This is a genomic window from Nonomuraea sp. NPDC051941 (assembly GCF_044593615.1).
Genome location: NZ_JBIUCF010000050.1, coordinates 1 through 24172, shown reverse-complemented (window position 1 = coordinate 24172; position 24172 = coordinate 1). Strand labels below are relative to the sequence as shown.

22 protein-coding genes are annotated in these 24172 nt (G+C 68.5%); 9 read left to right on the top strand and 13 right to left on the bottom strand.

Going from position 1 to position 24172, the window contains the following annotated elements; all coding sequences use genetic code 11:
• Nucleotides 1-11: 11 nt before the first annotated feature.
• From ACIHFD_RS53280 to ACIHFD_RS53270, 3 genes are all read right to left on the bottom strand, one after another.
• Complete coding sequence (locus tag ACIHFD_RS53280) at nt 12-1277, bottom strand: enolase C-terminal domain-like protein (RefSeq protein ID WP_397373426.1); 1266 nt, start codon at nt 1275-1277, stop codon at nt 12-14.
• Nucleotides 1274-2191 (bottom strand): NAD-dependent epimerase/dehydratase family protein, encoded by a 918-nt coding sequence (locus ACIHFD_RS53275; protein ID WP_397373425.1) that lies wholly within the window; start codon nt 2189-2191, stop codon nt 1274-1276. Before ACIHFD_RS53275 ends, ACIHFD_RS53280 begins: the two co-directional genes overlap by 4 nt.
• Before the next feature lie 183 nt (nt 2192-2374).
• Complete coding sequence (locus ACIHFD_RS53270) at nt 2375-5920, bottom strand: hypothetical protein (protein ID WP_397373424.1); 3546 nt, start codon at nt 5918-5920, stop codon at nt 2375-2377.
• 195 nt (nt 5921-6115) lie between these two features.
• Between ACIHFD_RS53270 and ACIHFD_RS53265 the strand changes: the two genes are divergently transcribed.
• Entirely contained in the window at nt 6116-7120 is a 1005-nt protein-coding gene (locus ACIHFD_RS53265; protein ID WP_397373423.1) for a LacI family DNA-binding transcriptional regulator, read from the top strand.
• Between the two features lie 57 nt (nt 7121-7177).
• On the opposite strand, the gene ACIHFD_RS53260 is transcribed toward ACIHFD_RS53265, so the two are convergent.
• Complete coding sequence (locus ACIHFD_RS53260) at nt 7178-7558, bottom strand: helix-turn-helix domain-containing protein (protein WP_350728579.1); 381 nt, start codon at nt 7556-7558, stop codon at nt 7178-7180.
• Nucleotides 7559-7702: 144 nt separating this feature from the next.
• Between ACIHFD_RS53260 and ACIHFD_RS53255 the strand changes: the two genes are divergently transcribed.
• Nucleotides 7703-8107: a RidA family protein gene (locus tag ACIHFD_RS53255; protein WP_397373422.1), complete on the top strand. Its 405-nt coding sequence runs from the start codon at nt 7703-7705 to the stop codon at nt 8105-8107.
• 34 nt (nt 8108-8141) lie between these two features.
• Here the strand turns inward: ACIHFD_RS53255 and ACIHFD_RS53250 are convergent, their stop codons facing one another.
• Together ACIHFD_RS53250 and ACIHFD_RS53245 are read right to left on the bottom strand one after the other, a co-directional pair.
• On the bottom strand, nt 8142-8789 hold the full coding sequence (locus ACIHFD_RS53250) for a response regulator (RefSeq protein WP_397373421.1): 648 nt from the start codon (nt 8787-8789) through the stop codon (nt 8142-8144).
• Nucleotides 8790-8793: 4 nt separating this feature from the next.
• Nucleotides 8794-9549 (bottom strand): sensor histidine kinase, encoded by a 756-nt coding sequence (locus ACIHFD_RS53245; protein ID WP_397373420.1) that lies wholly within the window; start codon nt 9547-9549, stop codon nt 8794-8796.
• A gap of 107 nt (nt 9550-9656) precedes the next feature.
• On the opposite strand from ACIHFD_RS53245, the gene ACIHFD_RS53240 reads away from it, so the two are divergent.
• From ACIHFD_RS53240 to fxsT, 4 genes are all read left to right on the top strand, one after another.
• Nucleotides 9657-10370 carry an ABC transporter ATP-binding protein gene (locus tag ACIHFD_RS53240; RefSeq protein WP_397373419.1) on the top strand — a complete coding sequence of 238 codons (714 nt, stop codon included), beginning with the start codon at nt 9657-9659 and terminating at the stop codon, nt 10368-10370.
• Nucleotides 10367-11128, top strand: a complete 762-nt coding sequence (locus ACIHFD_RS53235; RefSeq protein WP_397373418.1) for a hypothetical protein — start codon at nt 10367-10369, stop codon at nt 11126-11128. The genes ACIHFD_RS53240 and ACIHFD_RS53235 overlap by 4 nt, the downstream gene beginning before the upstream one ends.
• A gap of 196 nt (nt 11129-11324) precedes the next feature.
• Nucleotides 11325-11741, top strand: coding sequence for a hypothetical protein (locus ACIHFD_RS53230; RefSeq protein WP_397373417.1), 417 nt, complete (start codon nt 11325-11327; stop codon nt 11739-11741).
• Nucleotides 11738-14509 carry an FxSxx-COOH system tetratricopeptide repeat protein gene (gene fxsT, locus ACIHFD_RS53225; RefSeq protein WP_397373416.1) on the top strand — a complete coding sequence of 924 codons (2772 nt, stop codon included), beginning with the start codon at nt 11738-11740 and terminating at the stop codon, nt 14507-14509. The genes ACIHFD_RS53230 and fxsT overlap by 4 nt, the downstream gene beginning before the upstream one ends.
• On the opposite strand, the gene ACIHFD_RS53220 is transcribed toward fxsT, so the two are convergent.
• Nucleotides 14461-14997 carry a hypothetical protein gene (locus ACIHFD_RS53220; protein WP_397373415.1) on the bottom strand — a complete coding sequence of 179 codons (537 nt, stop codon included), beginning with the start codon at nt 14995-14997 and terminating at the stop codon, nt 14461-14463. The genes fxsT and ACIHFD_RS53220 overlap by 49 nt on opposite strands.
• On the opposite strand from ACIHFD_RS53220, the gene ACIHFD_RS53215 reads away from it, so the two are divergent.
• Nucleotides 14887-16098 carry a phosphotransferase enzyme family protein gene (locus ACIHFD_RS53215; protein WP_397373414.1) on the top strand — a complete coding sequence of 404 codons (1212 nt, stop codon included), beginning with the start codon at nt 14887-14889 and terminating at the stop codon, nt 16096-16098. The two genes, ACIHFD_RS53220 and ACIHFD_RS53215, sit on opposite strands and share 111 nt — an antisense overlap.
• 644 nt (nt 16099-16742) lie before the next feature.
• On the opposite strand, the gene ACIHFD_RS53210 is transcribed toward ACIHFD_RS53215, so the two are convergent.
• A complete protein-coding gene (locus tag ACIHFD_RS53210; protein ID WP_397373413.1) occupies nt 16743-17168 on the bottom strand; it encodes a MarR family winged helix-turn-helix transcriptional regulator in 426 nt (141 codons plus the stop codon).
• Nucleotides 17169-17259: 91 nt separating this feature from the next.
• On the opposite strand from ACIHFD_RS53210, the gene ACIHFD_RS53205 reads away from it, so the two are divergent.
• A complete protein-coding gene (locus ACIHFD_RS53205; protein ID WP_397373412.1) occupies nt 17260-17991 on the top strand; it encodes an SDR family NAD(P)-dependent oxidoreductase in 732 nt (243 codons plus the stop codon).
• 80 nt (nt 17992-18071) lie between these two features.
• Here the strand turns inward: ACIHFD_RS53205 and ACIHFD_RS53200 are convergent, their stop codons facing one another.
• Complete coding sequence (locus tag ACIHFD_RS53200) at nt 18072-18716, bottom strand: IS3 family transposase (RefSeq protein ID WP_397373411.1); 645 nt, start codon at nt 18714-18716, stop codon at nt 18072-18074.
• Between the two features lie 441 nt (nt 18717-19157).
• Between ACIHFD_RS53200 and ACIHFD_RS53195 the strand changes: the two genes are divergently transcribed.
• Complete coding sequence (locus ACIHFD_RS53195; protein ID WP_397373410.1) at nt 19158-19730, top strand: Pycsar system effector family protein; 573 nt, start codon at nt 19158-19160, stop codon at nt 19728-19730.
• 39 nt (nt 19731-19769) lie between these two features.
• Here ACIHFD_RS53195 and ACIHFD_RS53190 read toward each other — a convergent pair whose 3' ends face one another.
• From ACIHFD_RS53190 to ACIHFD_RS53175, 4 genes are read right to left on the bottom strand one after another with little or no spacing between them, the layout of a single operon-like run.
• Entirely contained in the window at nt 19770-20540 is a 771-nt protein-coding gene (locus ACIHFD_RS53190; protein ID WP_397373409.1) for a hypothetical protein, read from the bottom strand.
• A gap of 4 nt (nt 20541-20544) precedes the next feature.
• Nucleotides 20545-22632: a hypothetical protein gene (locus tag ACIHFD_RS53185; RefSeq protein ID WP_397373408.1), complete on the bottom strand. Its 2088-nt coding sequence runs from the start codon at nt 22630-22632 to the stop codon at nt 20545-20547.
• Complete coding sequence (locus ACIHFD_RS53180; protein ID WP_397373407.1) at nt 22629-23384, bottom strand: hypothetical protein; 756 nt, start codon at nt 23382-23384, stop codon at nt 22629-22631. Before ACIHFD_RS53180 ends, ACIHFD_RS53185 begins: the two co-directional genes overlap by 4 nt.
• A gap of 57 nt (nt 23385-23441) precedes the next feature.
• Nucleotides 23442-24062: a Crp/Fnr family transcriptional regulator gene (locus ACIHFD_RS53175; RefSeq protein ID WP_397373406.1), complete on the bottom strand. Its 621-nt coding sequence runs from the start codon at nt 24060-24062 to the stop codon at nt 23442-23444.
• Nucleotides 24063-24172 lie beyond the last annotated feature (110 nt).

Below are 24172 nucleotides of genomic sequence, written 5' to 3'. Positions count from 1 at the left end.
CGGTGCTGCGGTCAGGGGGCGATGAGTCCTCCGTCCAGGCCTCGGACGCGGGCAGCCCAGGCATCGTGTCCCGACAGCCCTGCGGGGTGGCGGGCGGCGGCGGACTCGTCGAGATCGATGCCCCAGCCGGGAGCTTCGTTCGGGCGCAACCAGCCGTGCTCGATGCGCAAGGTACCTGGGAACACTTCGTGCACAGGCTCGCCGTACACGTGCCCTTCCTGGATGCCGAAGGCCGGGCTCGTCACGTCGAGCGCGACGTTGGCGGCGGCGCCGATCGGCGAGGTGTCGCCTGGACCGTGCCAGGCCGTACGGACGCCGACGAGCTCCGCGGCTGCGGCGATCTTGCGCGCGGCGGTCAGCCCGCCGATGTCCGACACATGGGAGCGGATGAAGTCCACGCCGCCCCCGAGGACCAGGCGCGCGGCATCCGTCACCGAGGTCGTCAGCTCGCCGACCGCGATCGGCACGGGCGAGGCGGCGCGCACCTCCGGCAGGCGATCCCAATGCTCGGGGGCGATGACGTCCTCGAGGAAGAAGAGCCGATAAGGCTCGAGCGCCCGGGCGAGAACGACCGCCTGCTTCGGGGTCAGCCGGGAGTGCACGTCGTGGAGCAGCTCGATCTCCTCGCCGAAGCGCTCACGGGCGGCGGCGAACAGCTCCCGCGTACGCCGCAGGTACTCCGGCACGCTCCACCCGCCCGGGTACGGCGCGGACGCCTCGGTGATCTCGGCCGTCGGTGGAGCGCCGTAGGTGCCGCGGCCCGACTGGCCGACCTGGAGCCGGATGTGCCGCAGCCCGGCTTCGCGGAGGCGTTCGGCCTGGTCAAGCGTCTCCTCGATCGACGACCCGCCCGCGTGCAGGTACGTGTCGGCGGCGGCGCGTACCTTGCCCCCCAGCAGCTCGTGAACGGGCCTTCCTGCTCGCTTGCCGGCGATGTCCCACAGAGCCTGGTCGAGCCCGGAGATCGCGTTGTTGCCCACCGGCCCCTCACGCCAGTAGCCGGAGAAGCGGGCCAGCCGCACCAGATCTTCGATGTCACCGGGGTATCGCCCGACGACGAGCCTGGCGAGATGCTCCTCGACGTACGAGGCGACCGCGCGCCACCGCTGCGTGTACGTGGCGCAGCCGAGCCCGTAAAGGCCGTCGTCGCTGGTGGTCACCTTCACGACCAGCAGCGGGATGCCCTCGGGGGCGGTGGCGATCGCCCGGACGCCCGTGATGCGCACGTCGTCGGGCGCGTCCCACGGCTGTGCGAATGCCGTCGTGTCGTCGCTCATGCCGGCGTCTCCTGGAAGGTCGCGTTGATCGGGCCGCTCGGGTCGCCGAGCCGGTGCCGCGGCACCCATCCGAGGACGCGGCGGGCGGCAGAGGTGTCGATGGGGGCGGTGCGGCCCGGGAAGTCGCGGCGGCGTTCGCTCGCGGGGGCGAAGCGATCGAGCAGGAGGTCCGTCGGCTCCCCCACGATGGTGTCCTCTGCCGCCAGGAGCAAGGTGTGCATCCCGGAGATCGGGTGCGTCAGCCCGCGCAGCACCGCGTCCAGTGCGTCGGCCATCGCCAGGTACGCCCATCCTTCCCGGGCGAGACGCGCCTGCTCACCCGGGTTCCGGCTCAACCGCGCGGCGATCTCCCGCAGTTCGGGAAGGTCTCTCACCAGCGGGAAGCGCAGCGCCACCACCGTGATCCCCCAGCGGCTGTGCGCCCAGGCCCCGGTCTGCTCATCGACCCACTTGGACAGCGAGTACGCGTCGTCATGCGCGACCGGCGACAACTCGTCGAGCGGGTAGTAGGCGGGAGTGAGATCGTGCCGGTTGAAGGGCACGCCGAACGCGTTGATCGAGCTCGCGATGACGGCGCGGCGCACGCCGGCCTCTCCGGCGACGTTCAGCACGGTGAAGGTGGCCGAGGTGTTGCCCACGAACACCTCGCGCGCTGTTCCCAGGCCGGGGTGCGGTATGGCGGCGAGGTGCACGACGGCGTCCGCGTCCTCGAGCGCCTGTCGGACAAGAGCCTCGTCAGCGGCGTCACCGGTGAACACCCGGTCGGCCGGCGACGGCCCTGACCATGCGGTCGAGAGTGCCGTCACGGAGATGCCCGCACTCAGCAGTGCCTCCACGACCGGCCGGCCGATGGTGCCGTCCGCACCGGTGACCAGCACGCGCGCGGGCTTCACGGGCGAGGCGGAATCAGTCAAGAGCAGTCCTAAAGATCTCAGCAAAGTCAGTTGCGAAACCGCTTTCGTAGCAGACCATAAGATCGCGGAGCGTGTCAATCACCGCGTTATCCCGTATCGGCCGCCGAATTCGCGGTTTTCAGGGCGTGCGCCATCCCGGGTTCGCCTTTCTGGGGCGAACCCGGAACGGCCCGGCCTAGGCGTTCAGACGCGGCACGTGACTCGCCGGTAGTCGAGCGCACGGCCCTGGTAGGCGAAGTTCCCACCGGCGTCCAGGTACGACGCGGAAACCACCGCGGTTCCGCCGGCGAGTTCCTTGCCCGTGCCGGAGAACGTGTGCAGGACCGCACGGCCCGGCGCGACCCGCGGGTACGCCTTCTCGCCGAGCGGCGTCACGAGGCGGAGGTCGACCGGCACCTTCTCCTGGTTCATCGCCACGACCGTGAGGCGCGGCGGGGACGACAAGCAGGACGACAGCGCCGTGGCCTTCACCCTGACGTTGCCCGCGGGGGCCGCCAGCAGGCGCAACGGCCGGAACTTCGCGGGGTCCTTCGACTCCGCCACGCCCTTGCCCCACGTGCTCCATCCGCGCCGGCCGGCGCCGTCGTTCTCGTTGACGGCGACGGTCGCCGAAAGGATCCCGTTGCCGGGTTTCACCCCGATCGCACCGAACGGGACCGACATCTCGTACGTGGTCGTCTTCGCGGCTTCGTCACGCGTCACCGCCGACGCGAGCCCCTCGGTCGTGGCGTTCGCGGGCAACCAGCGCGCGAGATCCACCGGACCGGCGCCGGTGAGCGCCGTGCCGATCTCACTGACCGGTACGGCGCCTTCGCCGGGCCATCCCGGCGTCGTACCGAGCTGGACGCTGTCGCCCTGCCAGATGTTCATGGCCCGAGCGGGCTGGGCGTGCGCGTTGTCGGTGATCACGGCGGTCAGGTACAGGCGTTCGGTGTCGTGGGTGAGCCAGAGACGGCCGCTGTGGTCCTCATCGCCCGCCCAGCCGCTGATCACCTGCTCGGCCGCACCGAGCGTCTGCGCAGGAAGGACCGCTACGGCATCGTCGACCTTGCCGTCCACCTGCACCGGGCGGAACGCCACATCGACCGGATCCGCGCCGACGAGGGTCCCGCGCGCGGTGGCGGTCGCGTCACCGGTGGCGGTGGCGGTCCAGGCACCGAGCTCGGACAGCGGCACGTCGACGGAGACGCTGTCGTCGCCGGCGACAGTGGCGCCGGGCAGCGCCCGGCCGCTCGACGAGCCCACGGTCCAGTCGATCCCGTCGATCTTGACAGGTTCGGCGCCGCGGTTCACGAGGGTGAGGCGCAGCAGGCCGGCCCCGGTGGCGTTGAGCGCGTGCGTACCGGTGAGCCCGAGCCGGGCCACCACGTCGGCGGTCGCCGCGAGAAGCCCGACCGTGCGATCGCCCTCGCGGACCTCGGCGGTCCAGGTACGCGTGCCCACGCCCGCCGGCGGCAGCGTGACGGCGACCGACCGGGTCTCACCCTTCGCCACCTGCGCCGACGTCGTGCCGGCGTCGGTTCGCAGGGACACGTCCAGCGCCCGGTCCCCCGCGGTGACCGTCCACTTCGCCGCGGGCGCGAGACCCTCGATGGCCTGGTCGACCGCGAGTGCGTACGGCGACTGCGCGGACACCTCTCCCACCTCTCCGGTGAGATACACCGGGTCCTTGCCGACGGCGACGTGAACCCGGCCGTCGGCGTCCGGCCGCAGCGTCGCCTCGGCGCCGTAGAGGTCGGTCACCTTGACCTCGCCCGCCGCCTTGATGCTCCAGGTCTCCGGCTTCAGCGCCCACAGGGCCTGCATGCGCGTGGCGGCGGGCTCGCCGGGGCGGGCGCCGAACTCCACGCCGTAGCGCCCGCTGCCGAGCGCCGGCACCTGCCGGACCGCGCGGTCGTCGGTCTGGCGGGTCAGGATGCCCTGCGCGACGAAGGCCGGTTTCGGGGTGTACGCGCCTCGGGGGTCGTTCTCGTTGCGGATGATGCCGAAGCGGTGCTCGGGATTCTTCGGGTCGGTGCCGTCGTCCTTGAAGTCGTAGACGGTGTACTTGCCGATCCCCTTGCCGAGGGCCAGCAGTTCCGCACGGGACAGATTGCGGGCCTGCGACTTCTCGTCGGCGCCGAGCGGCGTGTCGGAGGTGTGCCATCCGTGCTCGCTGAGCCAGATCGGCATGTCGCGGTGCCCGGCAGCGTCGAGTTTCGCCCGGATCACCCCCACGTGATCCATGAACGACTCCGGCTCGGCGGCGAAGTCGTAAGGGTGCGTGGTGAACGCGTCGAGATCGTCCAGGCCGCCGGCGGCGATGAAGTCGTCCACCCACTTGGACCATTCGTCCATCGGGGCCAGCGCCGGGCCGGCCAGCTTCGCGCCGGGATGAGCCGCGCGGACCCGATCGGCGGTCGTCGCCAGCAGCGCCGCGTAGTTCGCCGCGGTCGCGCCGGCGGGCCCGGTCCGGTCACGCAGATTCCACTCGTTCCACACCTCGTAGAAGGTGTCGTCCGTCCCGAACGTGGCGACCGAGACGTCGGCGTAGTTCGCGAACGCGTCCCGCCCGGCCTGCGTGGCCGGCGCCTCGCCCTCGTGGTAGAGGCTGTTGCCGTACGCGAGGATGTCGAAGAACCGGAGGTTGTTGCTCGACAGCGCGGCGGTGTACGCGTCCACCTTCGCGGGGAAGTCGATCGTGCCCTTGACCTTCTCCGCCTGGGCCCAATAGGCCTCGTCCCGGGCGAAACCGGCTCCCGCGTCGGCGATGAGCGGGATCGTGTCGGTGGACCAGGCCTGCCCGTAATGCGTCGCGACTCCGATGCGCTCCTCGCGCGCGTCGGACGCGGGGAGCACCGACACGTCGGTGCCGCCCGCGACGCGCCGACCGTCAGGCTGCACGGCCACGAGGCCGACCGAGTACCAGCCGGTGGGCAGTTCGCCGAGCGACAGCGTGCCCCCCAGCTGCGAGGTCTCCTTCGCACCGGAGGTCACCACGGCGTTGTCGATGTCGCGTACCGTCCACTCCAGGGACTTCGCCGCGGTATGGATGCCGAACGACACCTCCTGCCCGGTGGTGAACGCGTTACCCGTCGTCGTCGGAACGATCGCGAGGTCGGGCGCGGGGCACTGCACGGTCACGTCGTCCACGTCGATCGTCGCCGTCGGGCCGTTGACGACGCGGAACGCGTCTACCAGGAGCGACAGGTGCTTGAGCGGCCCGTGCCAGACGCCGTCGTTCGCCCCGCCCCAGTGGATGTACTCCGCCGCGCCGGCCGGGGCGAAATCACTCACGGTGACGGTCTGCCACTGCGATCCGGGAGTGAGCGGGCGAGTCTGCTGGTGTGCCTGCCCGGTGCTGTCGATCATCCGGACGACGATGCCCTTCAGCTGGGTGCTGCGCAGGGCGAAGGTCAGCGAGCGAGCGTCGATCGAGGGGATGCCGCGCGCCAGCTCCGCGGTCCCGCTGGGCGCGTTCACCTGGAGACGGGCTGCGCCGCTGCCGCTCGCCGGCGCGTCCGAGGTCACGGTCAGCGACACGGTCGTGCTGCCGCTGGTCGCCGTGAACCAGGGGGTGACGCCGTTCTCGAAGTCTCCGAGCACGACGTCGCCCGGTGCGGCCTGGGCCGGTGTGGCCGGTGCGACGAGTGTCGCGACGGCGACGCCGAGCGCGACCAGCCCGGAGACGACCGCTCGGCGTAATGGACTCCCTGTCAATCGGCGGGCGGGGGTGGGGCCAATCGACATGCTCACTCTCCTCGCTGGACGGCGACATGACCATGGTTGCGAAACCGATTTCGCATTGGGCGAAGTGTGAGCGGCGCCCAAGGTCACTGTCAAGGCTCACTTTCCGACGACGCGCACGCCCGCGGGAGGCCGCCCGGTCTCCCCCGCGCCTCCAACCGGAGCGGGTCATTGACGCGCCTTCGGTACAATCGGCCGGTGCCGTCCAACCGCAAGGGCAGTGTTCGGCTGAGTGATGTGGCTGCGATTGCAGGAGTGTCGCTCTCGACTGCCTCGAAAGTGCTCAACGGAACGGACCGGATTTCCGAGGCGACGCGCGCGCGGGTGCTCGCCGTCGCCGAACGCCTCGACTTCAGGCCAAATGCACTCGCGCGTTCCTTCGCACTGGGCCGCAGCCGCACGGTCGGCGTACTCACCCACCGCGCGGACAGTACGTTTTCCGGGCCCGTGGTCATAGGCGCGGTCCTGCAACTCGGCAGGCTCCAACAAGCCGCCCTCGTCTTCGACGAAGACGTTCTCGTCCATCGCGAGATAACCGAAAGCATCCGCCAGTTCCAGGCTCGCCAAATTGACGGACTCATCGTCATCGGGGACGGGCACGAGCGCCGATCACCGTCGATCACGCACCATTTCACCGTGCCGGTGACGTACGCCTTCGCGGCCTCCGACCACCCCGAAGACGTCGTCTTCCTGCCGGACAACGAGGGCGCGGGAGCTCTCGCCACCCGCCATTTGATCGAACGCGGGCGCACACATATCGCCCACCTCACCGGCGATCCGTCGAGTATCGCCGTAGGCCTGCGGGAGCGCGGCATGCTCAGCGCGCTGAATGAGGCCGGGCTCCGCCCTGCCGCTCCGACGCGTTATGGCTCCTGGACCGAGGGGTCGGGAGCCAAGGCCATGCAGGAATTGCTCGAGTCCGGCGCGAAGGTCGACGCGGTGTTCTGCGGCAATGACCACATCGCCCGCGGCGTACTCGATGTCTGTGAGGCCAAGGGTCTACGCGTACCTCAGGATCTGGCAGTTGTCGGGGTCGACAACTGGGAGGGAATCATCGTCGACCAAGGGGTCCGGCGGCTGACGACAATTGACCTCGAGCTCAGGTCCATGGGACAACTCGCCGCCGCGAACGTTCTCGCCGACGACCGCACTCCGGGGGAACATTACGTCCCTCCCACACTCGTGCTCGGCCCGTCGTCTTGATCAGGCATTTTTTCCGCCCCTGATCCGGTTGATCAGGCTGCTTGCCTACGTGAGCAGTCAGGCGTCGAAGCCGCGACGGGCGGCCTCGATGTGACCGAAGTACTGGTGGGTCCAGCCGCAGATCAGGTCGACCGTCGCCCGCAGGGCCTGGCCCGGCTCGGTGAGGGTGTACTCCACCCGCGGCGGCACGGTGGGGTACACCTTTCGCTCGGCCAGGCCGTTGCGCTCCAGCATGCGCAGGTTCTGGGTGAGCATCTTGTGGCTGATGCCCTCGACCTCGTCCCGCAGCTCGCTGAAGCGCAGGGTGCGCTCACCGAGCGCCTCGATGATCAGCAACGCCCACTTGTTGGCGACATCCGAGAAGATCTCCCGCGCCAGGGAGTCCGCGCGCCTCAGATCCGCCTCATCGGACGAGCCCATGAACTGCTTGGTCACCATCTGGTTCCCCAGTCACTGAAAAGTTCGTTCTTCCACGTCAGCGAACACTCTCCTATGGTTTCCCAGTAACCGCAAGAGACCACGAAGTCAAGTTGTCCGCTTTTGCGCTCACCCGACGTAACGAAAAGACCGATGGGAAATCTCATGGCCGTCTCGCTCATCAACCCTGACCAGCATGTCCGAGTCCCGATCTACCACCACGTCGCGGTGGCGACGGGCAGCAGGCAGGTCCACATCGCCGGACAAGTCGCCTGGGACGAGAACGGCGAGCTCGTGGCACCGGGCGACCTCGCCGGACAGGTCGCCCAGGTCTACCGCAACGTCGCCAAGGCGCTGGACGCGGCGGGAGCGACGTTCCACGACGTCGTCCGCTTCACGTGGTACGCCGCGGGCTGGAAGAGAGAGATGTATGACGCCTTCAACGCGGGAATCGAACAGGCGGCCCTCGAATTCGATCTCGCCACGCCGCCGCTCGCGCTGATCGGGGTCGACATCCTCTTCGAGCCCGGCATTCTCATCGAGGCCGAGGTCACCGCCATCATCGATTGAGGGGCGTACAAGCGTCATGCGGGGCGTGTCCGCGTCAGAGGAGGCCGGCGTCGCGGACCTTCATGGCGACGTGAACCCGGTTGTCGGTGCCCAGTTTGGCGAAGATGCGGGTGATGTTGGCCTTCACGGTCGCCACGCTGACCGACAGGCTCGCGGCGATCTCGGCGTTCGAGGCGCCCCTGGCCACCTCGATCGCGACCTCCCGCTCCCGCTCGGTGAGCACGGCCAGCTCCGCCAGCGCCTGCGGCCGGCGCGGCTCGTGGCCACCGGTGGCGGCCGCGATGACCTGGCGCGCCACGCTCGGCGACAACACCGGCTCACCCCGCGCCACGGCCCGCACGGCCTCGATCATCTTCGGCGGCGGCGCGTCCTTCAGCAGGAAGCCGTGCGCGCCGAGCCGCAGGGCGCGCAGCACGAGGTCGTCGGCGTCGAACGTCGTCAGCACCAGGATCCGGGGCGGCGCCGGCCGGCTGAGGAGCAGCTCGGTGGTGACGAGGCCGTCCTGCTCCGGCATGCGGATGTCCATCAGCACGACGTCGGGCCGCAGGTCGCGGATCACGTCCATGGCCTGCTTGCCGTCCCCGGCCTCGCCGGCCAGGTCGAGATCGGGCTCGCCGCCCAGGATGAGGCGCAGCCCCGTGCGCACCATCGGGTCATCGTCCACGATCACCACTCTGATCACGGGTTCAAGCCTCCCACGGCAACCGGGCGTCCAGGACAAACCGCCCATCTCGGACGGCGTGCGTGAGCGTGCCGCCGGCCATCCGGGTCCGTTCCGCCAGCCCCACCAGCCCCAGCCGCCCTCCGGGCCCCGTGGGACCGCCGGGCGGGGCCGCGTTGCTCACCCGGATCCGCAGTCCCTCGCCGGGCCGTCCGCCCAGCTCGGCCGTCACGGGGCTGCCCGGCGCGTGCTTGCGCGCGTTCGTGAGCGCCTCCTGCACGATCCGGTACGCGTGCCGCCCCGTTTGCGCCGGCAACGCGTCGCGGCAGGAGATGGCGTCGTCCACCTCGACCCGCTGCCCGGCGGCCCGTACCTCGTCGAACAGGGCGTCCAGGTGCGCCAGCGTCGGCTGCGGAGGCGCGAGGCCGTCCTCGCGCCGCAGCGTGCCGAGCACGGCTCGCAGTTCGTTGAGCGACTGGTGCGCGTTCTCCTGGATGGCCAGCGCGGCCTCGCGGGTCTGCTCGGGAGACAGGTTCTCGCGGTACGCCAGCCCGCCCGCCAGCATCGCCAGCAGCGAGATCCGGTGCGCCAGCACGTCGTGCATCTCCTGGGCTATCTTGAGCCGCTCCTCCAGCTTGGCCTGTTCCACCCACTGCGCCTGCGCCGCGACCACGGCGTCCTGCCGGGCGGCGGCCAGATCGCGCCGGCCGGCCAGGTAGAGCCCGAACAGGGTGCTCCCGGCCAGGATCACGGCCGCGGCCACCGCGTACACGAGAGTCATCGTGCAGACCTGGGTCCACATCCGTCCGCGAGGTCTGGACCCGGGGCGGTGTGGTCGTCGCCCCAGGTCCGATGAGCGGGCGGGTCCCGTTCCTGTGGACTTGCAACGTGATCGAATTCCAGCGCGTCAGCAAGGCGTACAAAGGGGTGACGGCCCTCGACGACGTGTCCTTCACCGCGCCGCCGGGCGCCGTCACCGGCTTCCTCGGCCCCAACGGGGCCGGAAAATCCACCGCTCTGCGCATCCTGACCGGGCTCACCCGGCCCACGTCGGGCTCGGCGACCGTGTTCGGCCGGCCGTACGCGCGGCTCGACCGCCCCGGTTACGACGTCGGAACGCTGCTCGACGCCGGCGCCCACCATCCCGGCCGCAGCGGCAGGGAGGTGCTCACCCTGGGTGCGCTGATGCTCGGCCTGCCCAGATCGCGCGTCGGCGAGGTCCTGGAGATGGTGGGCCTGTCCGGGCGCGAGGGCGGGCGGGCCGTGGGCGGCTACTCGCTGGGCATGCGCCAGCGGCTCGGCATCGGCCACGCGCTGCTCGGCCGGCCGCGGGCTCTCATCCTGGACGAGCCCGTCAACGGCCTCGACCCGCAGGGCATCCAGTGGATGCGCGGGCTGCTGCGCGACCTGGCCGACGGCGGCTGCGCGGTGCTGCTCAGCTCGCACCTGCTGCACGAGGTCGAGCAGGTCGCCGACCACGTCGTCATGATCGGCCGGGGCCGGGTGCTGGCCCAGGGCACGGTCGCCGAGCTGAGCCGGGGCCACGGCCTCGAACGGACCTTCCTCGACCTGACCTCCGACGCCGACAGGAGCCCCGCGTGACTCGCGAACCGGAGCCCGGCACGGGCCGCATCCCCTTCGGCCGGTTGCTGCGGGCCGAGACCCGCAAGCTGTTCGACACGCGCAGCAGCATGATCATGACGGGGGTCCTGGCCGTCCTGGCGGTCGCGCTCGTCGCCGGCCGGGCCGTCGTGCTGACCGGGCCGCCGAAGCTGTTCACGCTGGCCGGCAGCGCGGCCATCGCGCTGGGGATCCTGCTGCCCGTGCTGGCCGTGCTGACGGTGACGGCGGAGTGGAGCCACCGTACGGCGCTGACGACGTTCGCGCTGGAGCCGCGACGGGCGCGGGTGCTGGCGGCCAAGTGCCTGCCGGCACTGGGCACAGCCGTGGTGGCATGCCTGTTCGCGCTGGTGGCGGCGGTGCCGGCGACGGCCGTCGCGGCGGCGGTACGGGGTGTGGAGGCGTCCTGGTACGTCGCCCCGCAGACCGTACTCGGGTGGATCGCGGTGATGGTGCTGATGACCGCGCAGGGCCTGGCGATGGGCCTGCTGCTGCTCAACGCCCCGGCAGCCATCGTGATCTGCATGGCCGGTACGGCGCTGTGGAGCTTCGTCGCGCAACTCGGCGGGGCGGGCGAGACCCTGGCCGCGTGGCTGGACCTCAATTCGACGACCAACCCGCTCATGGGCGGGGCTTGGACGTTGGAGGCCGCCGCCCGCCTGGCCACGTCGGTGCTGGCCTGGATCGTCATCCCCGGCGGGCTCGGGGTTCTGCGCGTCGTCAGAAAGGACGTGAACTGACGGCTCTGCCTGCTCGGTTTCGGCCAGGCGCCCACGGCCGAAACCAGATAACGGACCCTCAGGCCATGATCGTTCGGTTGTCGGAGTAATGCGGAACGTGTCCATGGCGATAGCCGGACAAGGGGGCGGGCCTGAGATGTTGAGCGAGGCGTTGGCGGCTCTGGCGGCGGCGGGTGGCACGGTGTTGGTATCGGCGATGACCACTGATGCGTGGACGTCGGCCAAGCAGGGCTTCGCCCGGCTGCTGAGCCGGGGCAAGCACGACCGGCAGGAGATCGCCGAGCAGCGGCTGGAGCGCTCACGGCAGGAACTGGTCGGCAGCACCGGCGCCGAGCTGGATCGGATCCGCAGCGAGCAGGAGTCGGCGTGGCGGCTGCGGCTGAGCGATCTGCTGGAGGACGATCCTGCCGCCGAAGCCGAACTGCGGGTGCTGGTCGCGACGTTCGGCACATCAACCTCCACCTCCGGGCCGCGCTCGATCTCGATCGGGAACGACAACATCGGGATCGCCTCCAGCGGCGACAACGCGACGAACGTGCAGCTGCGGGCAGAGGCCTCCGGGTCGGGCCGCGTCTATCAGGCCGGACGCGATCAGATCATCAACGAACGATGACGGACGGCGATCCTGGGCACCAGCACCCGCTGATCCGGTTGGAGGCCGCTGCCTCCGAACAGGGCCGGATTTATCAGTCTGCGCATGACCAGATCATCCACGAGACGGTACTGCCAGAGGCGGCGCTGAGGCCGGTCACCGAGGTGGCCGCCCCGCCCCGGCTGGTGAATCTGCCCCGGCACACGCGCACGTTCGTGGGGCGCGGCGAGGAACTGGCCGCGCTGGAGGCGGCGTTGCAGGGCGGGGGTGAGGTGGTGGTGGCCGCGGTGCACGGCTTGGGCGGGGTCGGGAAGTCCACGCTGGCCGCGCACTACGCGCTGACGCAGGCCACAGGCCGTCACCCGGCAAAGGGCAAGGCCGGCGACGCGCTCAACCCGGTGTGGTGGATCAATGCTGATTCCGGCCAGGAGGTGCAGACAGGCCTGGCGAGCTTGGCGGCCGCTTTGCAGCCGGAGCTGGCTACGGCCTTGCCGTTGAAGGCCTTGGCCGAGCGGGCGACGGCGTGGCTGGCCGCCCACCAGGGGTGGCTGCTGGTGCTCGACAACGTCGTCGACGTGGCCGATGTGCGGCCTTTGCTGGAACGTACCCTGACCGGGCAGGTGCTGGTCACCAGCCGGCTGAGCGAGGGCTGGCACCGGCTGGACGTTCAGGTGCTGCGCCTGGACGTGCTGAGCGAAGGGGAGGCGCTCGACCTGCTGGCCCGAATCGCCGCCCCCGGCCTTTCCCACGACGGCCTGCTGGAGGGGGCGGTCGAGCTGGTGCGGGAGCTGGGCTGCTTGCCGCTGGCGATCGAGCAGGCGGGTGCGTATCTGCACCAGACCCGGCTCACCCCGCGCGCCTACCTGGAGCTGCTGAGAGCGCAGCCGGCGGTGATGTACGACCGGGCCGCCCGCGGAGCCGACGCCGAGCGCACCATCGCCCGCATCTGGCGCCTGACCCTCGACCACCTGGCCGCTGTCCCGCTGACCGGCCGGCTGCTGCGCATCCTGGCCTGGTACGGCGCCGAGCCGATCCCCCGCACCCTCCTGGCCGGTCTCGACATCCCGGCACAGGATGTGCACCACGCGGTAGGCGAGCTGGCCGCCTACAACATGATCAACCTCGACACCGAACACATCACCGTGCACCGGCTGGTCCAAGCCGTCGCTCGCACCCCGGACCCCGGTGACCCGCACCGCCAGGCCGCCGACATCGACACCGCCCGCGACCAGGCCACCACCCTGCTTTTCGCCACCGTCCCCGAAACGGGGAGGGACCCGGCCGACTGGCCGACCTGGCGAACCCTGCTGCCGCACATCACCGCTCTGACCGACCACGCCTCCCCCGATACCGACAGCACAACCACCGCCGTCCTGCTCAACAACACCGGCTTGTTCCTCAGCGATCAAGGCGCCATCACCCGCGCGATCGGCTGTCTTGAACGAGCCAGTACGGCGTTCGAGCGGGTGCTGGGGGCTGATCATCCCGCCACCCTGACCTCCCACGACAACCTTGCCGGCGCCTACTGGGCGGCGGGGGATCTGGGCCGCGCCATCCCGCTGTACGAGGACACACTGGCAGCCTGTGAGCCGGTGCTGGGCCCGGACCACCCCTCCACCTTGACCTCCCTCAACAATCTCGCCGGCGCCCACCAGATGGTGGGGGATCTGGAGCGGGCCATCCCCCTGTACCAGGACACACTGGCGACCTGCGAACAGGTGCTGGGCCCGGACCACCCCTCCACCTTGACCTCACGCAACAACCTCGCCTACGCCTACCAGATGGCCGGGGATCTGAACCGGGCCATCCCGCTGCACAAGGCGACGCTGGCCGATCGAGAGCGGGTGCTGAGGGCCGACCACCCTGACATCCTGCAATCCCGCAACAACCTCGCCGGCGCCTACCGGATGGCGGGGAATCTGGGACAGGCCATCCCGCTGTTCGAGGCGACGCTCGCCGATCGGGAACGGGTGCTGGGCGCCGACCACCCCCACACTCTGACCTCCCGCAACAATCTCGCCGGCGCCTACGAGGCGGCCGGAGATCTGGGCCGTGCCATCCCGCTGTATCTGGGCACGTTGGCGGCCTGTGAGCGGGTGCTGGGCCCTGACCACCCCGACACCTTGTCCTCGCGCAACAGCCTCGCCTACGCCTACCAGATGGCGGGGGATCTGGGACAGGCCATCCCGCTACTTGAGGCGACGCTGGCCGATCGAGAACGGGTGCTGGGGGCCGACCACCCTGACACCCTGCAATCCCGCAACAACCTCGCCCACGCCTACGCGTCCGCGGGTGACCTCGGCCGCGCCATCCCGCTGTATCAGGACACGCTGGCGGCCTGTGAGCGGGTGCTGAGCGCTGACCACCCCGAGACTCTGATCTTCCGCAGCAACCTTGCCAGCGCCTACGTGTCGGCGGGGGACCTCGGCCGCGCCATCCCACTGTTCAGGGCCATCCTCGCTGACAGCGAGCGAATTCTGGGCGCTGATCACCCCGCCACCCTGACCTCCCGCAGCAACCTCGCCTACGCCTACCAGATGGTGGGAGATCTGAGCCGGGCCATCCCGCTGCACGAGGCGACGCTGGCCGATCGGGAACGGGTGCTGGGCGCCGACCATCCCGAAACCCTGTCCTCACGCAACAACCTCGCCTACACGTACGCCTCCGCGGGGGATCTGCGCCGGGCCACCTCCCTGTACGAGGCTGCTCTCGCCGGCTGCGAGCGGGTACTCGGCGTAGATCATCCGTTGACGAGGACCGTACGGGGCAGCCTGGCGGCGCTGAGATAGGGCATGGCGAGCAGCCGCTCAGCCGTCCCTGAGTTCCTGGGCAGAGCCACTCTGGCAGATTGTCGTAGATCGGGGATGCGGCTGTACAGCGTGCCCGGCGAGACACCGAGCAGCTTGGCGATCGAGCTTCTCCGGCTCGCTACGCACAGCAACTCCGGGTGACAACGGTGTGGCGGCCGCCGGTGCGGTCGCGGGTGCCGGCGACGATGCACTCGCGGATGAACTCGACCAGTGCGGCGAAGACGTGGAAGCTCAGGCGTCCGCCGGGGGGGGCGTCGACGTTCTCGTGCAGTGAGGTAAGCCGGTGGGGTTCGCCGACCATGGCGATGAGGACGGCCAGAGAGCGGCCGTAGCGGTCCAGCAACGGGACGACCAGGGTGTATGCCTTCGGCCAAGAAGGCGCGGCAGGCCGCCGGATCGGGCCGCTCGGCGGTCTTGCCCGACTTCTTGTCGGCAAAGACGCGACGGCAGCCGACCGCCTTCAGCACATCGAATCGGCGTTCGAGATTCTGGCTGCCGGTGGAAACGCAGGCGTATCAGATGCGGATCTCGCCGCAGTGGGCGGGAAGGCCGCCAGTCAGGGTGATGGCCCGGCCCAGCTCCCCGGCCGCAGATCGCCGATTCAGTCGCGCCCTGCCCATCGCGCCACCGCGGCTCAATCGACAACTTGGTATGGTGCGCAGGTTGCACCGCTTGGAGGGCACGGCAGCACTCAGGGGAGAGGACACCAGGCGACGATGCAGGCGTCAGAGGTCCCGCGTGCGGTGGCCGCGGCCATGTCGACCGCTTCCTCACTTGGCCTGACAGCCGACGACGCGATCGTTCTTCATGACTCGAACAAGCTCACTCTGCGTCTGCTGCCTTGTGACGTCCTGGCCCGGGTGGCGCCTGTAGCGCATCAGGTCGCACAGTTCGAAGTCGACCTCGCTCAGCGGCTCGTCGACTCCGGGTGTCCTGTGGCTGCTCTCGAGCCTCGAGTGGAGCCACGCGTCTATGAGCGTGACGGCTTCGCGGTCACGCTGTGGACCTACTACGAACCCATGACACCTCGAGAGGCCTCACCAGCCGACTACGCCGATGCGCTCGAGCGGCTACACACCGGCATGCGCGAACTCGATGTCCCGACGCCGCATTTCACGGAGCGAGTCGAGCAGGCTCAACAACTCCTGGCGAACCGCGACCAAACTCCGGCGCTCGCCGACGCGGACCGGGAGTTGCTCGGCGACACGTTACGAAGCCTGAGACGAGTGATCGGCGAGCGCGGCGGCGCCGAGCAGCTGCTGCACGGCGAGCCGCACCCGGGCAACGTGCTGACCACGAAGAACGGACTGCTGTTCATAGACTTCGAGACATGCTGCCGTGGGCCTGTCGAATTCGACCTCGCCCATGCGCCCGAAGAAGTCAGCGCGCACTATCCAGGTGTCGATCAAGACTTGCTGCGCGAATGCCGGATCCTCATGCTGGCGATGATCACAACGTGGCGCTGGGATCGAGGCGACCAACTCCCGAACGGGCGCCGGCTGGGCACGGAGTGGCTCGGCCAGATCCGAGCAGCGCTCGACCGCAAAGGGCTGGATACCCCTCGCTGATCGCGGGCCTTTGAGGTGATTCCGGCCTTGGCCGGTCGTGGTGCGCATGTGCTCGATCACCGATCGGACTCCGTCCAGACAAGGCGAACGTCGCCGGTCGCCCGACCGGGGCCGGCGTCAAGGAGATCACGGAGGGGATCATCGCCGCCCCGGTGTCACTTGCTGCTGCACAGCCCAAGATCGGTACGCTCCTCATACGTGATCATGGGATCGGCTGCAGCGGATGGCGCGCCCGAAACGCAGAAGGACCTGCAGGTCCTTACCCATCTTTCGATGGAGATCGCGAGTGCCCCTGCAGGATTCAAACCTGCCCACCCGGCTCCGGAGACCGGTCGAAAGCTGCCGAGACCCGCGAATCACTCCCCCTATCACCTGACATTCGGAGCCGCCGGCTCCCCGCTCTATGTGCACTTCAGCGGCCCCGTGTTGGCGCGATGCGACTGTCTGATCGGGGGACGGCCGTCCTTGCTTGCCGAAGTTGACAGTTACTCACGCTTGTTGTCCCGAAGGTGGCGTCCGGAGGCCGGTGCAAATCGGGGGGCGTGGTTCCGGCTTCATAGTGCGGTTACGCGGTGCGGTGCCGGTTCGGTGGGATCGGCTTTGCGGGGCTGGTGGCGTGTTGGGGTCGGAGGTGGCCGCTGAGATCAGGGACGTAGTGCTGTTCTGGCGGATTGGAGCAGGTGGACGAGGCTGTCGCGTTGGGTGGTGGGCCAGGAACTGAAGCGGGTGGTCAGGGTGGTGTTGATGGCCTGCTGGAATTGGCCGGTGATCGCCTCGCCCTGGGGGGTGAGGTGGACGCGGCTCATCCGGCGGTCGTTGGGGTCGGGTTGGCGGGTGAGCAGGCCGCGCCGCTGAAGCCGGTCGACCAGGCCGGTGATGTTGGTCTTGTCACAGTGCAGCAGGGCCGCGAGCTCGCCGAAGGACGGCTGCAGATGTTGGGCGAAGCACAGCAGTTGCGCTTGCTGGGGGGTTAGTCCCAGCCGGCGGCTCGCCATGCTGAACAGGCCGTCGATCTCCATGAAGACGCCGATCAGCGTCTCGACGAGTTCGTCATCGGGTGCGGCGGCCATGGCAGGCAGTCTACTACCTGGACAGTTGACACCCTCTACCAAATTAGTCGATGCTATGGACTATCCATAGGATCGACTAATTGGAGGGGTTATGCGTATCGAGGATCGGGTCGCAGTCGTCACCGGCGGATCGCGTGGCATCGGACGGGCGATCAGCGACCGGCTCGCCGCGTCGGGGATGCGCGTCCTCATCGGCTCCCGCGACCAGGAGACGGCCGCGCAGGCGGTGGACCAGATCAAGGACGCGGGCGGGCTGGCCACCGCGGTCCGCACCGACATCACCCGCCCCGAGGCGGTCAAGGAGTTGTTCGACGCGGCCGAGAGCCAGTACGGCCGGGTGGACGTGTGGGTGAACAACGCGGCCACGGCGACCGCTGGGCCGCTGGCCCGCGCCACCGATGAGGACTTCGACCAGTATCTGCACGCCAACGTGCGGTCCGCGTTCGTGGCGCTGCGCGAGGCCGCGCAGCGCATCAGCGACCACGGCCGGATCATCTTGATCTCTTCCGCGCTGACCGTGTCGCCGCTGCCCGGCATGGCGCTGCTGGCCGCAAGCAAGGCCGCCGGTGACCAGCTCGCCCGCACGCTGGCCTGGGAGGTGGGCTCCAGATCCGTCACGGTCAACAGCGTCCTGCCCGGCCTGACCCGTACCGACGTCATCGACACCGTGCCCCCGCACGTCATTGACGACGCCAAGGCCCGCACACCGCTGGGCCGCCTGGGCGAACCAGCCGACATTGCCGACGTCGTCGCGTTCCTGGCCTCCGATGCCGCCCGCTGGATCACCGGCCAGACCATCAACGCCGCCGGAGGCATGATCTGACGAGTTGGCGCTGGGCCAGGGCCGGATGACGCACAATCCTAAAGACCTTGGCCACGATCACCGGACCGTCCGCAAGCTGGTCAGCGGTGCAGCCATTCGTTCTTGAGCGCACTGAAGAACGACTCGGCCATCGCGTCGTCGTAGCAGACCCCGGTGCGGCCGACCGAGCGGCGGATCTGCCGAGCGGTCAGGAAGCGGCCGAACTCGTCGCTGATGTAGTTCGAGCCGCGGTCGGCGTGGAAGACGGTGCCCGGTTGGAGCAGTCCGGTGTCGGCTGCCATCCGGATCGCGTCCTTGATCAGGTCGGTGCGGTAGTAGTCGGTCATCGCCCAGCCCAGGACCGCCTTGCTGTGGCAGTCGATCACGGTGGCGAGGTAGAGGAAGCCTTCCCAGGGGCGGATGTAGGTGACGTCGCCGACCAGCTCGGTGCCGGGCCGTTCGGCGGTGACGTCGCGGCCGACCAGGTCGGGCATGCCGCGGTAGTCGCCTTGCACGGTGGTGGCCGGCCGGAACGCCCGCGCCCGGGCCGGGGTCAGGCCCTGCTCGCGCATCAAGGCACGCACCAGCTCGGCCGAGCAGTGCTCGCCGCGGCGCAGCAGGGCGGCGTGCACGCGCCGGTAGCCGTAGGTCTCGTGCGAGTCGGCGAAGATCTCGGCGACCAGAGCGGCCAGCAGCGTTCGGCGTTGCGTACCGCGACACTTCTCAGACCTGAAGGGATATGCCATCGGGACAGTGCGAGAGCCCTCCTAGAAGCCTGAAGAGCATAGATCTGCCTCGCGTGGTGGACCGTGGAGACGGTCCACCACCTGCGAGCGTCAACGAGAACGGGCGGGGCTCCGTGAGACTGGAGACCCGCCCGTTCCTACGATGTTCGCCCTGGTCGGCGGCCGGAACCGCTGCTCAAGATCGAGTGCCCCCTGTAGGATTCGAACCTACGCACCCGGCTCCGGAGAGCATTGCAGGTTTGCTGGTGGACATGCCCTTGACCAGGGGCGATGCACGAATGCCACTCGATCAAAGCCGTGGATGGCCCACACGTGGCCCACGATCATGCAGAGCCTTCTGTTGACTTGATGTACAGCGGGCGCGAAGCACATCACGGGCTTCAACCCACGGTGGTCGTGGAATGTTCTGCGTTGTGATCGCCCCCTGCCAGGAGGTTCCTCGTGTTCCACAAGATCCTGCGAGCCCTCACCCAAACCGCTGCAGACCAACGGCAGGCAGCCGAGGACGATGCGTGCGCTTACGGAACACAGTTGCTCACAGAGGCCCGCGAGGAGCTCAACCGGGCGGACACCAAAGCCCAAGTACTCCTCGGCATCGTTGGCATCGGCCTCGGCGCCGTCACAGGCGGCCTGCTCGCGGGAAGCTGGTCACCTTTCGCGATGTCCAATGCCGTCGAGTGGCTGTGGTGGGCAGGCGCGGCGGCAGCTCTGGCGTCCGTGGTGGTGCTCGCTGGCGCGGTCTATCCGCGGTTGGATCGGCGGAAGGGGAACAGCGCCGTCATGTACTACGCCGATGTCTTACGCCTCGACTCCACGGTGAGCGTCACCAGCGCTCTGATGCAGTCCTCGACGCTGGACCTGGAGCGGGTCGCTGATCAGCTGTACCGGGTCAGCCGCATCGTCGGGCAGAAGTATCGCCTCATCCGCTGGGGGTTCTGGCTGCTCCTGAGTGGAATGACGGCTACGGTGAGCGCGGCGCTGATCAACGTCGTGCTCACCGGGTCTCCGCCGTGACCGCGCAGGCGTAGGTATGACGCCGCTCCGACAGGCAGGTCACACTCCGCCTACCAGCAGAGTGTCGTCCTCCAATGGAGGAACGGGCAGGCCGAGAAGTTCCAGAGTGCTGCGGAGTACTGATTCGTTAGTGACGACGAAGTTGAGCATGTCCACCGACTGGTAGCTCTGCATGATCTTATCGACGGTGCCAAGGAGTTCCTGCGCTCCCTGCTGCCGCTGCTCGACTAGATCCGCGATGATCTGCGGCAGTTGCTCTGGGGTGACGGCCAGTTGGATCGCGTGCACCACTCGGGCGCTTCCCTCCACGGCGGCGAGAAACTCCTGCCATTTCTGCCGGACCTCGTCGGTGCTCTGGATTTTGAGCAGCGCTGCGGCGGCGTCGGATTTGATGTCGTGCTGCTTTCTGTGGGCATCCCGGTTGAGCTGGCGTATCTCCTCGGGAACGTTCACCTCGGCTCTGACCGTCCATCGGTAGACTCCCGTCATCTCTCCCGAGATCGATCTGAGCTGCTCGTTCGCGGCCTGTTCCGCCGCGCCTGCGTCGGTGATTTCGAACCGCCGGGTGATCGGACGTACCTCCTGGCAAGCGCGCTGGAGAACCGCCTCGGCCTCGGGCACTTCATCGTTGAGGAGGGCTCGGGCCCGTTTCCCGGCCGAGGTCGCGGTCCGGAGCAGGGTGACGGAGAAGTCGTAGGCGTCGCCCTTGGCGGGCGAGGCCAGAACGAACGGCTCGATGTTGACGGGCGGTTCGGCCTCGGGCTCGTTCTGTTGGACGTGATAAAGCACGGGTGCCAGCCAATTGCGCATGTGATCAGCTCCTGTGAACGAGTTGACGCAGGTGGTGGTGAAGATCCTCGGAGATCTCGCCGTGGTGCCGCCAGAGCCGAAGGTAGAGCAGGGCCCGCTTGGCGTTCCGCCTGTCGGTCAGGCTGAAGATCTGGTCCGTGATCTCCCGTACGGTGGGCCGCTCGTCGTAGTAGCGCAGCCATTCGCTCAGCAGCAGGTCCCAGGACTCGGGCACGACCAGGCGACCTTTTTCCTCGTAGCTGAGCGCGTTGCGCCAGAGCGTCACGAGCGAGGGATGGGGATCGAGCCGGCTCAGATGCGGCCGCTCGGGGGTCGGGACGGATAGCGCGGTCAACCGTCCGAAGGCGAGGGCGGCGCTGCGATGACCAGCGGGTCCTCCTTCGTCGACCCAATCGGCGAGGTTGTTCACGATGGTGTGCGCGGTGTCCGCGCGATACAGATAGGCGATGGACTGGGCCACTTCATGGTGGAACTTGTCGCCCCTGGTGAGGACCAGGGTCCTGAACGCGGCGAGGGCTTGGTCAGGGGCGGAGAGACCGACAGATGAGGCATAGGCGCGGATCGCGATCGCCTTCTCCGCATCGTTGCCTTGGATCATCGAACGGAGATGAAGGTGGACGCGGCGTGTCATCGACGGGTCTTCGGCTGCGGCTTCCAGCGCCAGGGCAGCGAGCTGATGATCTCGGGCACGGCGGGACTGGCTCCACACCTGCAGGAATCGCTTGTTGACGAGGGCGAAGTCGAAGGTCGCAAGCTTCCCGACCGCATGCCCGACCTTGATCCTGGTGTGCGAAGATCCCTCGCCGCCGAGCCAGAGCAGCCAGTCGACCAACGAGTCACGGATCGTCGGCTGGTCTTCCCAGATCACACGCAGCATGACGGCCGCCAGTTGGGGGCGTCTCAGCCTGATGTTCCGCCCGCCACCGGGCCCAGCAGCTGTTGCCTCGGCATCCACATAATTCAGCCAGAGGGGTAGCTTCTCCCAGAGCTGGATCGGTTTCGGTGAGTGATCACGGCGCCACTTCTCGTCGAGCCGTTCGGCCAGGGCCAGCGCCGCGCCGGAGATCTCCGCCTCGGGCAGCCCATGGAGTACGGCGATGCTTGTCATGAAGCACCGGCCTAGGGTCGGCCTGCGCTTCTCCAGGTCTTCGCCGACCTTCGCGCGCATCCGGTGGAATCGCCGGTTCAGCATGATCTCGATGGAGGTGCTGGCCTCCAGGGTGGCGGCCACCTGCTTGGCTAGTTCGACCACCTGCCAGGGTGCGGAGTGGGCGCGGAGTTCCTCGTCCAGAAGCCGCTGATCGTCCGGGGCGAGCCGGGCGCCCGATGCCTGAACGGACAGATGCTTGGCGAAGATCCGGGTGTTCGGCGGGGCGTCGTGCTCGATCACGGGCGCGACGGAGGAGCTGATGTGCTCCGGCACCAGGACGATCATTCTGCAGTCCGCATTGACGCCGGCACGCTTGAGATTCGTGGTCACCCTATCCACGGCGTCGGGCGTATCGACTAGGTCCAGCAAGTAGCCGTGTCCCGATTCCAGTTTCCAGTCACGGGGGTTCGGCGTGCTCGCTCCGTGCGGAATGATCCAGCTCGCCCTGCCGCACCAGTCGAGCAGCGCCGCCGTGGCCGTGGTCGCCTTTCCGGTCTCCGCGGAGCCGCTGAGCAGGACCAGGCGTTCGCTGTTGAGCAGCCTGCGTGTTTCCGCTTGCGACTGGGTCGGTACCAGCGTTCGCCGTAGGTCCTCGGTTTCGTTCTCCGTTAGCTCGTGAATCGTCGCCGTCGGTTGGGCCCCTCCCTGATCTACGTGGATGTCGCCTTGGGCGAGCCAGATGTTTCCCTTCTTGACGCGGTTGCGCACGCGGCCGATCAGGTCCCGAGTGCCGGCGCTGGGCCGCTCGTCGGCGAACAGGTCGTCCAGGTTCTGCTTGCGTTCCAGCCACTCCTGTCCGGAGGCGGTCATCTCGTTGCGGATCGATTGGTTGTCGGGTTCCTGGGATATCTCGTCCGCTTCCTCGGGAGCAACGGCCTCGGTCTCCGGGTCTTCCTGCTGCGGGGGATTGGATCTCGGTTCCTCAGGCGGAGAGTCGCTCATTTCTTCTTCCCCTTCGGTTCACGAGCGACGTTGATGTCCCCTTGCGCGAAGAGAATGTCACCTCTCTTGACCCGATTCTTGATCGATCCGATGCTCCGCGGCGGTGATGACGGGGTGTCGCTGGACGGCTGGGACTCCGGAATCTCCATGTCGTGGACGTCGAAGTGCGGCACGTACAGGTATGCCGTGTACTCCTGCTTCTTGTCCGCCACCGCGACTTCCAGGAACTCCGACGGTCTCGGCCGCCCCGGCCCCTGTGACACGTAGTCGCGGAACACCTCCCGCGAGACGATCAGCGCCAGATCAGCGTCGCGGAAGGTGTCGAGAGCGGTCCGGATCGGTGCCGAATCGCGCAGCCTCGCGGGCTGTACCGCATGCTGTCCGGGCCACCCGGCCGCGCCGTCCAACTGCAGCGGTCCGACGTGGACGGCGAGCCTCATTCTCATCCGGGCCCAGGTGGGATCGGAGCGTCGGCTGTTGTGGGCTGCGATGGCCACGTCCAGCTCAGTCAGGAACTGGTCAAGGAGGAGAGGAATCGTGATGAAAGGGCCCGGCTCGGCGGGAAGGTGGACGGTCAACGAATCACCGCCCACCTGACGCTCCCACGCACCATGGTCCAGCTGGACGCGGTCTGCTGCCGTCTCGATAGTGCTGATCAGTCCGGACTGAAGGGTTCGCTGTTGGGCGTCAGTGCGGCCGCCGTAGTTCTCGATGTCTGCTGTGAGCAGGACTCGGTAATCGTGTGTGACCATGGCATCTCCAATGAGCGGGTGAGCTCAACGGTGAGGCACGGCCAGCCGAGAGAAGCCTTAGAAATATGGCTTGGTTAATAACGGGAGGTCGGCGAGCGCAGTCAGCCCTGCCAGGTCCTTCACCACCACGTCGCGGTGCCCCCGTCGGATGACCCCCTCCGCGGCCAGTTCGCGCAGCGCCTTCTGCGTCGTGATCTCCTTGGCGCCCACCAGCATGCCCAGCTCGGCTCTCGTGAGCGGGATGCCTATGCTCATTCCGTCATCCGTGGCGCGGCCGTGCCGCGAGATCAGCGCGATCAGCACGCGTGCCAGGCAGATCTTCGTCTCATACCCGGCGAAGTCGAGACGCCGTTGATTGGCCCAACGCAGCCGCTCGGCCACGACCTGCGTCAGCGCCAGCGCCGCGGCTGGGCGCCGGGCCACGAAAGAGCGAAACACCGGGCCCCTGACCTGTTGGCAGACAGCGCGCCCGCAGGTGGTCACGCTCGCCGACCGCGGCGACCCATCCATAGCGGCCATATCACCCACGATGTCACCTGACACCCGAATCGCCAGGGTCGCCTCCACACCGTTCTCAACGCCTCCGGTCACCTTGACCAGCGCGTCCAACAAGATCCAAACCGATGTGCCGCGATCTCCCTGGCTGATCAGCACGTGCCCGGGTGGGAACGAGCGCAAGGTCCCGAGCCCCAGGGGTCTGTACGGTCACTGGTGTAACTCCTGATCAAGGAGAACGCACCTGATGAGTACTGTGATCCAGGCATCGACGGAGATCGACCTGGAGGACG

Excerpts from the sequence above, each read along its gene's own strand:
- ACIHFD_RS53280 (WP_397373426.1), bottom strand. The coding sequence starts at position 1,277 with ATGAGCGACGACACGACGGCATTCGCACAGCCGTGGGACGCGCCCGAC.
- ACIHFD_RS53270 (WP_397373424.1), bottom strand. The coding sequence starts at position 5,920 with ATGTCGATTGGCCCCACCCCCGCCCGCCGATTGACAGGGAGTCCATTA.
- ACIHFD_RS53260 (WP_350728579.1), bottom strand. The coding sequence starts at position 7,558 with ATGGTGACCAAGCAGTTCATGGGCTCGTCCGATGAGGCGGATCTGAGG.
- ACIHFD_RS53255 (WP_397373422.1), top strand. The coding sequence starts at position 7,703 with ATGGCCGTCTCGCTCATCAACCCTGACCAGCATGTCCGAGTCCCGATC.
- ACIHFD_RS53245 (WP_397373420.1), bottom strand. The coding sequence starts at position 9,549 with ATGACTCTCGTGTACGCGGTGGCCGCGGCCGTGATCCTGGCCGGGAGC.
- ACIHFD_RS53230 (WP_397373417.1), top strand. The coding sequence starts at position 11,325 with ATGACCACTGATGCGTGGACGTCGGCCAAGCAGGGCTTCGCCCGGCTG.
- fxsT (WP_397373416.1), top strand. The coding sequence starts at position 11,738 with ATGACGGACGGCGATCCTGGGCACCAGCACCCGCTGATCCGGTTGGAG.
- ACIHFD_RS53210 (WP_397373413.1), bottom strand. The coding sequence starts at position 17,168 with ATGGCCGCCGCACCCGATGACGAACTCGTCGAGACGCTGATCGGCGTC.
- ACIHFD_RS53205 (WP_397373412.1), top strand. The coding sequence starts at position 17,260 with ATGCGTATCGAGGATCGGGTCGCAGTCGTCACCGGCGGATCGCGTGGC.
- ACIHFD_RS53200 (WP_397373411.1), bottom strand. The coding sequence starts at position 18,716 with ATGGCATATCCCTTCAGGTCTGAGAAGTGTCGCGGTACGCAACGCCGA.
- ACIHFD_RS53190 (WP_397373409.1), bottom strand. The coding sequence starts at position 20,540 with ATGCGCAATTGGCTGGCACCCGTGCTTTATCACGTCCAACAGAACGAG.
- ACIHFD_RS53185 (WP_397373408.1), bottom strand. The coding sequence starts at position 22,632 with ATGAGCGACTCTCCGCCTGAGGAACCGAGATCCAATCCCCCGCAGCAG.
- ACIHFD_RS53180 (WP_397373407.1), bottom strand. The coding sequence starts at position 23,384 with ATGGTCACACACGATTACCGAGTCCTGCTCACAGCAGACATCGAGAAC.